General features: G+C 69.7%; 10 protein-coding genes and 2 pseudogenes. 8 read left to right on the top strand and 4 right to left on the bottom strand.

The annotated features are described in order from the left end of the window. Positions 1 to 98: 98 nt before the first annotated feature. The gene (locus ACTWQJ_RS38170; RefSeq protein WP_443311029.1) at positions 99 to 1,247 is read left to right on the top strand and encodes an acyltransferase family protein; all 1,149 of its coding nucleotides are present in this window, start codon (positions 99 to 101) and stop codon (positions 1,245 to 1,247) included. A 21-nt stretch (positions 1,248 to 1,268) separates the two neighbouring features. On the opposite strand, the gene ACTWQJ_RS38175 is transcribed toward ACTWQJ_RS38170, so the two are convergent. Beyond that, positions 1,269 to 1,565, bottom strand: coding sequence for a hypothetical protein (locus ACTWQJ_RS38175; protein ID WP_443311030.1), 297 nt, complete (start codon positions 1,563 to 1,565; stop codon positions 1,269 to 1,271). 522 nt (positions 1,566 to 2,087) lie between these two features. Between ACTWQJ_RS38175 and ACTWQJ_RS38180 the strand changes: the two genes are divergently transcribed. Both ACTWQJ_RS38180 and ACTWQJ_RS38185 read left to right on the top strand, forming a co-directional pair. Beyond that, positions 2,088 to 3,449 carry a hemolysin family protein gene (locus ACTWQJ_RS38180; RefSeq protein ID WP_443311031.1) on the top strand — a complete coding sequence of 454 codons (1,362 nt, stop codon included), beginning with the start codon at positions 2,088 to 2,090 and terminating at the stop codon, positions 3,447 to 3,449. Further along, the gene (locus ACTWQJ_RS38185; RefSeq protein ID WP_443311032.1) at positions 3,446 to 4,465 is read left to right on the top strand and encodes a hemolysin family protein; all 1,020 of its coding nucleotides are present in this window, start codon (positions 3,446 to 3,448) and stop codon (positions 4,463 to 4,465) included. The genes ACTWQJ_RS38180 and ACTWQJ_RS38185 overlap by 4 nt, the downstream gene beginning before the upstream one ends. A gap of 199 nt (positions 4,466 to 4,664) precedes the next feature. On the opposite strand, the gene ACTWQJ_RS38190 is transcribed toward ACTWQJ_RS38185, so the two are convergent. After that, entirely contained in the window at positions 4,665 to 4,889 is a 225-nt protein-coding gene (locus ACTWQJ_RS38190; protein ID WP_443311033.1) for a twin-arginine translocase TatA/TatE family subunit, read from the bottom strand. A 175-nt stretch (positions 4,890 to 5,064) separates the two neighbouring features. Between ACTWQJ_RS38190 and ACTWQJ_RS38195 the strand changes: the two are divergent. The 3 genes and pseudogenes from ACTWQJ_RS38195 to ACTWQJ_RS38205 all read left to right on the top strand — a co-directional run bounded on the left by ACTWQJ_RS38195 (position 5,065) and on the right by ACTWQJ_RS38205 (position 7,004). Next, positions 5,065 to 6,026, top strand: a pseudogene (locus tag ACTWQJ_RS38195) (ion transporter). 30 nt (positions 6,027 to 6,056) lie between these two features. Then, entirely contained in the window at positions 6,057 to 6,320 is a 264-nt protein-coding gene (locus ACTWQJ_RS38200; RefSeq protein WP_443311034.1) for a GlsB/YeaQ/YmgE family stress response membrane protein, read from the top strand. A 45-nt stretch (positions 6,321 to 6,365) separates the two neighbouring features. Continuing rightward, positions 6,366 to 7,004, top strand: coding sequence for a TetR/AcrR family transcriptional regulator (locus tag ACTWQJ_RS38205; RefSeq protein WP_443311035.1), 639 nt, complete (start codon positions 6,366 to 6,368; stop codon positions 7,002 to 7,004). A gap of 126 nt (positions 7,005 to 7,130) precedes the next feature. Here ACTWQJ_RS38205 and ACTWQJ_RS38210 read toward each other — a convergent pair. After that, positions 7,131 to 7,468 (bottom strand): annotated as a pseudogene (locus ACTWQJ_RS38210) (DUF6256 family protein). Between the two features lie 46 nt (positions 7,469 to 7,514). Then, on the bottom strand, positions 7,515 to 7,751 hold the full coding sequence (locus ACTWQJ_RS38215) for a DUF6186 family protein (RefSeq protein ID WP_443311036.1): 237 nt from the start codon (positions 7,749 to 7,751) through the stop codon (positions 7,515 to 7,517). Between the two features lie 911 nt (positions 7,752 to 8,662). Here ACTWQJ_RS38215 and ACTWQJ_RS38220 point away from each other — a divergent pair. Together ACTWQJ_RS38220 and ACTWQJ_RS38225 are read left to right on the top strand one after the other, a co-directional pair. After that, complete coding sequence (locus ACTWQJ_RS38220) at positions 8,663 to 8,980, top strand: hypothetical protein (RefSeq protein ID WP_443311037.1); 318 nt, start codon at positions 8,663 to 8,665, stop codon at positions 8,978 to 8,980. A gap of 82 nt (positions 8,981 to 9,062) precedes the next feature. Next, positions 9,063 to 9,738, top strand: a 676-nt coding sequence (locus ACTWQJ_RS38225; protein ID WP_443311038.1) for a cation:proton antiporter domain-containing protein, incomplete at its 3' end; no start/stop codon positions are given.

The raw sequence follows: 9,738 nt of genomic DNA on the forward strand, positions 1-9,738 counted from the left end.
GCTGTGGCTAGGGTGCTGGGGATGTTTGGCGCTGACGCAGCACCCGTATTCCATCCAAGACGCCACCTGCCCGGGCCCGGATTCACTCGGGAGGGCCCGTGAGTGACAACCTGCGTTCGGCGAACCGGGCGCCGGAACGGCAGGCCCAGGCGTTGCCTGCGCGCACCAGGTCTCCTGCGAGCAGCGTGACCGCCGGCGCGGCGCAGCCGATGAAGCAGCGGGACGCGTTCTTCGACAACGCCAAGTACCTGGCCATCGTGCTCGTCGCGGCGGGTCATGCCTGGGAGCCCCTGCGCGCCGACAGCCGGACCGTCACCGCGCTCTACATGCTCGTCTACGCCTTCCACATGCCGGCGTTCAGCGTCATCTCCGGCTACTTCTCGCGCGGTTTCGACGCGAGCCCGGAGAAGATCAAGCGGCTGGTGACCGGTGTGGTCGTCCCCTATGTGATCTTCGAGGTGGCGTACTCGCTGTTCAAGAAGTGGATCGGCAACGACCCGGACCATCCGATCAGCCTGCTGGATCCCTTGTACCTGACGTGGTTCCTGTGCGCGCTGTTCATCTGGAGGCTGACCACTCCCATCTGGAAGGCCGTGCGATGGCCGCTGCCGCTCGCGCTTGCCTGCGCGATGCTTGCGACCCTGTCGCCGTCCATCGGCAACAACCTCGACCTGCAACGCGTCCTGCAGTTCCTGCCGTACTTCGTCCTCGGCCTGTGCCTGAGGCCGGAGCACTTCCAACTGGTGCGCCGCCGCGAGGCGCGCGTCCTGGCCGTGCCGGTCTTCGCGTGCGCGCTCGCCCTGGCGTACTGGGCCATTCCACGGATGAACTACGCCTGGTTCTCCCACAGTGACAGCGCCCAGGAACTCGCCGCACCCAGCTGGTACGGGCCCGTCATGACGCTGGCCACCTTCGGATGCTCGTTGGTCCTGGTGACGTGCTTCTTCGCCTGGGTGCCCCGACGGAAGCTGTGGTTCACCGTGCTGGGTACCGGCACGCTGTACGGCTACCTGCTGCACGGCTTCGTCATGAAGGGCGCCGAGTACTCGAACTGGTTCGACCTCGCCTGGCTCCATCAGCCGCTCGGCGCGATCGCCGTCACACTCCTCGCCGCTTCGGTTGTCACGGCGCTGTGCACCCCGCCCGTGCAACGGGCCTTCCGGTTCGCCATGGAGCCGAAGACGGCGTGGGCGTTTCGGCGTGATCCGATCGCACCGGCCCGCGACCGCATCACTGCACGCACGTGAGGGCCGGAGAGGGAGGGGCGCTCATGACGTCCGGGGGTGCTCCTCGGCTTCTGGACCGTTCGCAGGACCGACCGGTTCGTGCCGGGCCAGGCAAGCCGTCCCCCAGAGGATGAGCGCCGCGCCGATGTCCACGGTCAGCTGAGCGGAGCCCGCCGGGCCGTCGGCGGAGTCGAGGCCACAGCCCGCCGCGCCCACCGCGATCATCAACGCCCCGGTCAGGTGGAACCGAGGCTGCCGGAACAACGTGGCCAGGGGCAGGAAGTGGACCCCGACGACGACAGCCACCAGACCCGGTATGAGCTCAGGCGCACCGCTCATCCTCGCTACGGCGGCAACCAGAGCGATGGCCAGCCCCCCAGAGGGGGTACCCCCAGAAGTAGGTTGATCCAGCCGAAGCGGCGACGCACCGCACCGGGAAACCGCGCCCCGCCCGTCGTCGGCAGACCACGGCCAGTGCGCCACACACCCGCCGCGACCGCACAGCCCGCCAAGGCTGCCACCGGCCGCAGACCCGCACCCAAGGCGCCCACACCCGCAGGCCACCACACCAGGCCGAACCCGGTCAGGAAGGCCAATCCCACCCGATCCACACGTCCCCCCCGTCCCAGGCACCGCCACCCCGGCAGGAAGTTCCCTGGCCTCCCCTGACGGCGAGAGCGTCCAGGTGGCTCCGGGAACCCGAATGTGGCCAGAATCGTTCTCCAGTCGAACTGCAATCAGAGGAGTACCGACCTTGTCCGCCAGATCGACGGACCCCTCGGGGCGCAGTCCCCGACCATCCCGCCAGGACTTTCCTGAGGACGGCACTCGGCGGGGTGCCCCTTCGCAATGGATCCGCCGATGAGTGCCGCGAGCGCCGTACTGGGCCTGCTGGCCGTGTTCGTGCTGACCGCAGGCACCGGCTACTTCGTCGCCCAGGAATTCGCCTACGTCTCCGCCGACCGGCTCGCCCTCGCGCGCGAGGCCGAGGCCGGGGACAAGAAGGCCGCCCGCGCGCTGAAGGTGCTGGAGCGCCTGTCGTTCATGCTGTCCGGCGCGCAGCTCGGCATCACCGTGACCGGTCTGGTCGTCGGCTTCATCGCCGAGCCGTCCGTGTCTGCCCTGCTCAAGCCCGCCCTGACCGGCATCGGCATCCCCGATGCGGCCGTCAGCGGCATCTCCGTCGTGCTCGCCTTCGTGGGCGCCACGGTGGTGCAGATGGTGCTGGGCGAGCTGGCCCCGAAGAACCTCGCCATCGCCGTGCCCGAGCGGCTGGCCAAGTCCTTGGCCGGCTCCACGCTGGCGTACCTGAAGGTCGTCGGCCCGGTGGTGCGGATCTTCGATGGCGCCGCGAACCGGCTGCTGCGCAAGGTGGGCATCGAACCCGTCGAGGAACTCCACCACGGCGCCACCCTGGAGGAACTCGGCCACCTGATCGGTGAGTCCCACGAGCAGGGCGAGCTGCCCAAGGACACCGCCGCGCTGCTGGACCACGCGCTGGAGTTCTCCGAGCGCACCCTGGACGAGGTGATGGTGCCACGCGCGGACGCCGTTTTCGTCCGCAAGGACGCCACCGCCGCCGAGGCCGTCGACCTGATCGGCAAGCACGGCCACTCCAACTACCCGGTCCTCGGCGACCACCCCGACGACATCACCGGCGTGCTGGGCGTGCGCGAGCTGATGCGGCTGCCCGCCGAGCAGCTCACCGACACCGCTGCGGGTGCCCTCGCCCGGCGTCCGCTCCTGCTGCCCGACACGCTTCCGCTCCCGGACGCGGTCGAGCAGATGCGCCGGGAGGACGACGAGTTCGCTGTCGTCCTGGACGAGCACGGAGGGGTGGCGGGCATCGTCACCTACGAGGACATCGCCGAGGAACTGGTCGGTGACATCGCCGACGAATCCGACACCGTCACAGAACTCGCCGTCGCCGACGCGGACGGCTGGCTGGTGGATGCCGGGCGCCGCCTGGACGAGGTCGCCGAGGCCACCGGCATCCAGCTGCCCGAGGAAGAGGACTACGACACCGTGGCCGGCCTGATCGTAGACCGCCTGGGCCGCTTCCCCACCGTCGGAGACCGCCTCGACGTGGATCTGCACGACGGCGGAAGCGCAGTGCTGGAAGTCTGCAGCCTCGATCGCCACGTCCCCGAGCGGGTCCGCCTGGAGCGGCTGCCCCAGACCGAAGCCACGGCCGCTGCCGCACGCGAGGAGGAGCAGGCATGAGTTTCCCGATGGCGCTCTTCGTCACCGTCCTGCTGCTGATCGGCAGCGGATTCTTCGTCGCCGCCGAGTTCGCCCTGGTCGCCGCCAAACGGCACCGTATGGAGAAGGCCGCGACCCAGGGCCAGCGCGGCGCCAAGGCCGCACTCGCCGGGATGCGTGAGCTGTCACTGATGCTGGCCGGCGCCCAGCTCGGCATCACCGTGTGCACCCTGGGCCTGGGTTCGGTCTCCAAGCCCGCGATCTCGCACGAGCTGGACCCGCTGCTGCACGACCTGGGCCTGCCGAGCGCGCTCAGCTATGGCATCGCCTTCGCCATCGCGATGATCGTTGTGGTGTTCCTGCATATGGTGGTCGGCGAGATGGCGCCCAAGTCCTGGGCCATCGCCCACCCCGAGCGTTCCGCGATGCTGCTCTCCCCGCCTTTCCGGGGTGTGGTGAGGCTGGTCCGGCCGCTGATCTGGCTGCTCAACCGGATCAGTAACGCCCTGGTACGGCTGTGCCGGGTCACCCCGCGCGACGAACTGGCCTCGGTCCACAACCGTGAACAGCTCACCCACCTGGTCGAGGAGTCGCAGCGGCTCGGGCTGATCAGCGAGACCGACTCCGAACTGCTCACCAGCTCGCTCACCGAGCCGCACAACCCCGTCGGCGCCCTCCAGGTCCCCGCCGGGCAGATCACCTCCGTCCCGGCGGAAGCGGACGTGGACGCGATCCTCGCCACGGCGGCCGAGTACGACCGCAACCGGCTGCTGGTGCGCGACGGCACCCTCGTCGTCGGCTCCGTGCACGCACGCGATGCTCTCATCGCCCGTACTCGCGGGCGGACAGTCACGGCCCGCGAACTGGCCCGTCCCGTACCGGAGCTGACCGAACAGGACACGATCAGCCACGCCATCGAGCTGCTGCGCCGCCGCCGCGCCTCGCTCGCCGTCGTCCGCGACGAGGCCGGCCGCCTCACCGGCATGGTCACCCTCGACGACCTGCTCGGCCGTCTGCTCCATCCGCAGGCTGCCTAGCAGCGACCGTCACTCGAGCGCCCCGGCCTGTCCGGGGCGCTCGTCGGGAACCCTCCCGGCCACCGTCGTCCGTCGGCAGGGCCGCTGTAGCCGATCGCGCGCCCAGTGGGCCGAGCGCACCGACGGAGCGCTGCACCAGGCCGGCGCTGTCGAGCAGCGAGCAGCCACCGCGGCGGGCACCTGCGGATCCCGCTGGCTTTCAGGAACGCGGAGACGGCCCGTCTCGCTCGACGACCGTGCCGGAGACGGCCTGCCCGGGACCGGACGGGCCTGCGGCGGAGTCACGCTCCTTGAGTGCCCTGGTCTCGCTCTTGAAGATCCGGGCTGCCTTGCCCGCCGAACGCGTCAGCTCGGGCAGCTTTTTGATCCCGAGGACCACGACGACCACGAGAAGGATCAGGGCCAGCTCGCTCAAGCCGAACATCAGGTGTGCTCTCCCCGGGGGCTGATGGCGGCCGATCTGCGGACCGGTGACGCGCGGGAATCTACGGTGCTGTAGAAGTCTCTCCTGGAGTGCGACCGCTCAACAAGCCCCCCTTCCAGCCCGGTTGGCCGAGACCAACGCCCCGCATCAAGGAGCAGAGAAAGCAGGATGCCGGATCCTCACGACCGTACGGCCAACCCGGCGGCCCTCTTCACCCGTCAGGAACTGGCGTCAGGAACTGGCGCGCCGTTGCCGCGCCGTCATCGAGGCCCGCTGGTTCGCCCTCACCGTCTTCGCACTGATCCTCGCCAATGCGGCCCTGCTGGGCGTGGAGACCTACAGCGGGCTGGTCGCCGACTGGCACCACTGGTTACGGCTCGCTGAACACGTCTGCCTGGCCGCCTTCACCGTCGAGATCCTGCTGCGGCTGGCCGCTCACGCCGACCGTCCCCGAGGCTTCTTCAAAGACCCGTGGAACCTCTTCGACCTGGCTGTGGTGCTGTGTGCCTTCCTGCCCGTCGTACGCGAGAACACCACCGTGCTACGGCTGCTGCGCCTGGCCCGCGTCCTGCGCACCGCCCGCTTCCTGCCCCAACTGCGCATCGTCATGGTCGCGGTCGCCCGCAGCCTGCCCGGCACGGTCAGCTTCCTGATGGTGGGTGCCCTGCTGCTGTACGTCTATGCCATGGTGGGCTGGGTCTTCTTCGCCGACGACGACCCCGAGCAGTACGGATCGATCGGCCGGGCCATCCTGACCCTCTTCCTCCTGATGACTCTGGACGGCCTCGGCGACGCGGTCCACGCGGGCCTGGAGATATCGCGCTGGAGCATCGTCTACTTCGCCTCCTACGTCCTGCTCGCCTCCTTCGTCCTGGTCAACGTCCTCATCGGCGTCGTCATCAGCTCCCTGGAGGAGGCCCGCGAACTGGAACGGGAACAGCGCGAAGAGCGGACGCCGATCGGGCCGCGCGCTCCCCGGCCGATCGGTCCGGCGGACGACCCGGGACGCGAGCTCCATGCGCGCATCGCGCCGCGAGACAAGCCCTCGACGACCTCGAAGTGAGTCTTGAGCGCTTCTCCGCGCCCCACACCCAAGAAGCGGAGGGGACTGTGCCGCGCCCCTCGGGGCACATCTGAGGTGAACAGGCTTCTCAAAGATGGGCAGTCATGGAGATCTCGGGTGTCATCAGTGCCATCGTGATCGGCATTGTCATCGGCCTCCTCGGGCGGCTCGTCGTCCCCGGACGCCAGCGCATCGGCGTGCTGTGGACGATCCTCGTCGGCATCGCGGCCGCGTTCGTCGGCACGGGCGTCGCGGTGGCGTTCGACGTGGCCGACACCAAGGGGGTCGACTGGATCGAACTGGCCATCCAGATCGGCCTCGCGGCCCTCGGCGTCGCCGCACTGGACCGGGCCAAGGCCCGCCGCTGACACCGCGCCCGGCACGCCTGAGGGTGGCGTGGTTACGCTGCCGCCATGCGGGCGGTGGCGAAGAGTGATCTGACGGGGCGGGCACGGCTGCGCGAGGCGGCGCTGGAGCTGTTCGCCGAGCGCGGCTTCGAGGCGGCCTCGACGCGGGCGGTGGCGGCTGCGGCCGGCTTGTCCCCGGCGCTGGTGACCCGGCACTTCGGCTCCAAGCAGGGCCTGCGGGCGGCGGTCGACGAGTACGTCCTGGACCGCATCACCGGGCAGCTGAAGGACCTGGACCCGGGCAAAGGGCTGATGGCCTCCCTCGGCGAGGTCTCCGCCCGGGTGTTTGGTGCGGACCCGGTGTTGCGCGGCTACCTGCGGCACGTCCTGCTGGAGGACAGCGAGGCGAGTGCGGCCCTCTTCGGCCGTCTGCTGTCCGGCGCCCGCGCAGAGGTGGAGCGGCTGTCCACGGTCTACCGAGAGGAGGGCCCCGACGAGGAGTGGGCTCCGTTCCAGATGCTGTGCCTGATCCTCGGCCCGCTGCTGCTGGAGCGGGTCATGCAACCCAACCTCGACGAGCCGATGTTCGCTCCCGAGGTCCTGGCCCGCCGCAGCGCGGCCAACCAGCGGCTGCTGCTGCGGGGTTACTACGGTCGGCTGGAGGAAGGGACAGGGCTTAGCGGCCCAGAGGCCGGCTCCGGGTAACTGACGGACAAGGAGCGCGAGGTACTCGTCGCCTTCGCGCGGCGAGGGCCGCTTCACCGTAGTGCGCATGGTTTTCGAGAAGACGTGAGCCGGTCGCCGTGTGCCGTTCGCGGAACGGCATGCCCGTCACGGGCTGTATCTGCGCCGGCGTGAGACGGCCCAGGTGGCTAGGAAGAACATCGGCAGGGAGATCCCGACCAGCTGTGCGGCGCCGGTGACCGCGCTCAGGAGAAAGTCGCCTCCCAGGCGGGAGATGCCCTGGTACCAGCCGACCACCACGGCCATCAGCACCAGATATCCGCCGGTCGCGGTGCCCACGACGTCCGGACCAGTGCGGGCCAGCCCCGACTGAACGGCGCCGGAGCGAGCCGTCGCGCAGGCGCCCAGGACCTGGTCGGGCGGCGTCGGAGGGTGAGCAGGCCGAGGCCGAGATAGCCCATGATCAGGAGGTAGCCGGTCAGCATGACCGTGATGTTGAGATGCACAGGAAGCACGGCAGGTCCCTGGGCATCAGGTGGGGTCCTGTAGCAGGAAGTGCCAGCCGCGCACGAAAGTGTGCCAGCCGAGCCGCAGCCACAGGGCGAACAGGGACCAGCGGCCTGCGGGGTAGCGCATGACGGCGTCGGTTGCGTCGCTGAGGGTGGGGAAGCCGTTGTCGGGCCGCAACAGGCCGATGCCCTCCCAGGCGAAGATGGCACCGAACAGCACGGCCCAAACGAGATAGCCGATCACCGGATGCTCTGCCACGGCGTCTCCTGTTGTGATGGGGTCGCGGACTGTTAGGTCGATGATCGGTCACGGCAGGCTCAGCCCTCAGAACCCCGCCCAGCGAGTCAAGGCGCCGAGGAGCTGCCTGTCCATGACACGGCCTGATGACCAAGGGCCATCTGGCGGCTGACGGGCCGAGGGCTGTCCCTGGTCGTCGTCGTAGTGCCGGTCAGCGTCGACGGCTCCACGAAGTTGGCCACCGGCAGTGTCGAGGGTCAGCCGACGACCGTCGCCGGAATGCCGCATCGGCGACCGCTGCCCGCGCGTGGGCTACAGCTCGCTCTGCGCCCTGCCTGGCGGCCGGAGACGGGAGGAGGGCTCGGCGGGGCAAGCGCGTCGGCCGAGCGCTGGGCGGAGTGCCACAGGAAGTCGGCTGTCAGTGCGTGCCCGCTCCGCCTTGCTCGCGGCATGGAGAGCGTGTGGCGTTGCCCTTCGTGACGGCTGCGCACGGGCGCGGCACCTGTGGCCACCCGGCTGCGGCCTTCCTCAGTGCGGGCGCACGACAAGCCGTTGTCGTCCGCCAGCAGGCCGGTTTCTGCGAGGCAGGAGTCCGGAGTGGCGTAGGCCCGGCCATTGACCGGCGCCATTGGCTGCGTGGATACGCACCTGCCAATTTCGGGTAAGGCAGTCATAACGTGCAGATGGTGTGCCGGGGGCGCGTACTCCGCGGTCAGCCGCGTGCGTTGATCTTCGTTCGGCTTCGGCTGGCGGCGTCGCATTCGTGGTGGCCCGGCCCTCGCTGTGCCTGTGTTGGTCCGAGGGATCGAGGAGGGTGCGCATGCCTGCACGTGACTTGCCGGAACCGCATCCGGTGGCGTCCGCGGACGATGATGCCGTGGCGGCGGCGCGGCCGTTCGTCGAGCGCCGGTGGTCGATGCTGCAGGTCCTTGATGCCGATTCAGCACCCGTATGCGGTCGTGCCTGGCTCGCAGCTGCTGAGAATGATGGTCCTGGAGTTCGCGCTGGAGGATCCGGAGCTGGCCGGTGCGCTGGGCGAGGCCGATACAGAGCCGCGTGGTGGCTGTCCCGGCACGGCGCAGTGCCCGCCGAGGTCGGGCCCGCTGTCGGCGCCGTGCAGATGGCCGCGCTCATGCCGCGAACCCCGCATACCGCTGGTGGCGGTCGTGCAGAGGGACGGCGGGCAGACGCGGACGGTCGGCGCGATCAACGCGGTCCGGCTGATGGAGTACTTCCTCACGCGAGCGTGAGGGTTTGGCCTGCCCCTGGACGGGCGCGGATGCCGCTTGGCGGGTGAGTGCCAACACCGGGGAGGAAGAGGATGGCGGTGCGGTGACCCTGGAGCACCTGTATGTGTCGCTGCTGGTCGGTGGTGTGATGCTGCTGGCCAGTGTCGCCGCCGTCCGCACGGCCGGCCGACTCGGGCTGCCCAGCTTGTTGTTCTTCCTGGCCGTCGGGGTCCTGGCCGGGGAGGACGTGATCGGTCTGGAGTTCGATGATGCTCAGCTGGCGCAGTCCCTGGGTACCGCGGCACTGGCCGTCATCCTGGTGGAGGGCGGTCTGACCACCGAGTGGGCGGACGTCAGGTCACTGTTGTTGCCCGCCGGGGTGCTGGCCACGGTCGGTGTGGCCGTCTCGGTGCTGGTCACCGCTGCTGGAGCCCATGTTCTCCTCGGTATGGACTGGCATCTGGCACTGCTGCTGGGGGCGATCGTCTCTCCCACGGACGCCGCCGCGGTCTTCGCGGTACTGCGCGCCCTGCCCCTGCCGCAGAAGGTCACCGGGCTGCTGGAGGCGGAGTCCGGATTCAACGACGCGCCCGCCGTCATCCTGGTGCTGTCCTTCTCCGCAGCGACCGCGGACCTGCCCGGCGCAGCGCTGATCGTCGGCGACGTGCTCACGCAACTGGCGGTCGGTGGCGTGATCGGGCTGGCGATCGGCCGGATCGGCGTGGCGGGGTTGCGGCATGTCGCGCTGCCCGTGACCGGGTTGTATCCGCTGGCCACGG

Origin of the sequence: Streptomyces sp. KR55, from assembly GCF_052245645.1 — a bacterium.
Lineage (GTDB): Bacteria > Actinomycetota > Actinomycetes > Streptomycetales > Streptomycetaceae > Streptomyces > Streptomyces flavusporus.

What these genes read in the sequence shown, in the direction of transcription:
- ACTWQJ_RS38220 (WP_443311037.1), top strand. Translation starts at nt 8,663, where the DNA reads ATGCCGATTCAGCACCCGTATGCGGTCGTGCCTGGCTCGCAGCTGCTG.
- ACTWQJ_RS38180 (WP_443311031.1), top strand. Translation starts at nt 2,088, where the DNA reads ATGAGTGCCGCGAGCGCCGTACTGGGCCTGCTGGCCGTGTTCGTGCTG.
- ACTWQJ_RS38185 (WP_443311032.1), top strand. Translation starts at nt 3,446, where the DNA reads ATGAGTTTCCCGATGGCGCTCTTCGTCACCGTCCTGCTGCTGATCGGC.
- ACTWQJ_RS38190 (WP_443311033.1), bottom strand. Translation starts at nt 4,889, where the DNA reads ATGTTCGGCTTGAGCGAGCTGGCCCTGATCCTTCTCGTGGTCGTCGTG.
- ACTWQJ_RS38175 (WP_443311030.1), bottom strand. Translation starts at nt 1,565, where the DNA reads ATGAGCGGTGCGCCTGAGCTCATACCGGGTCTGGTGGCTGTCGTCGTC.
- ACTWQJ_RS38205 (WP_443311035.1), top strand. Translation starts at nt 6,366, where the DNA reads ATGCGGGCGGTGGCGAAGAGTGATCTGACGGGGCGGGCACGGCTGCGC.
- ACTWQJ_RS38200 (WP_443311034.1), top strand. Translation starts at nt 6,057, where the DNA reads ATGGAGATCTCGGGTGTCATCAGTGCCATCGTGATCGGCATTGTCATC.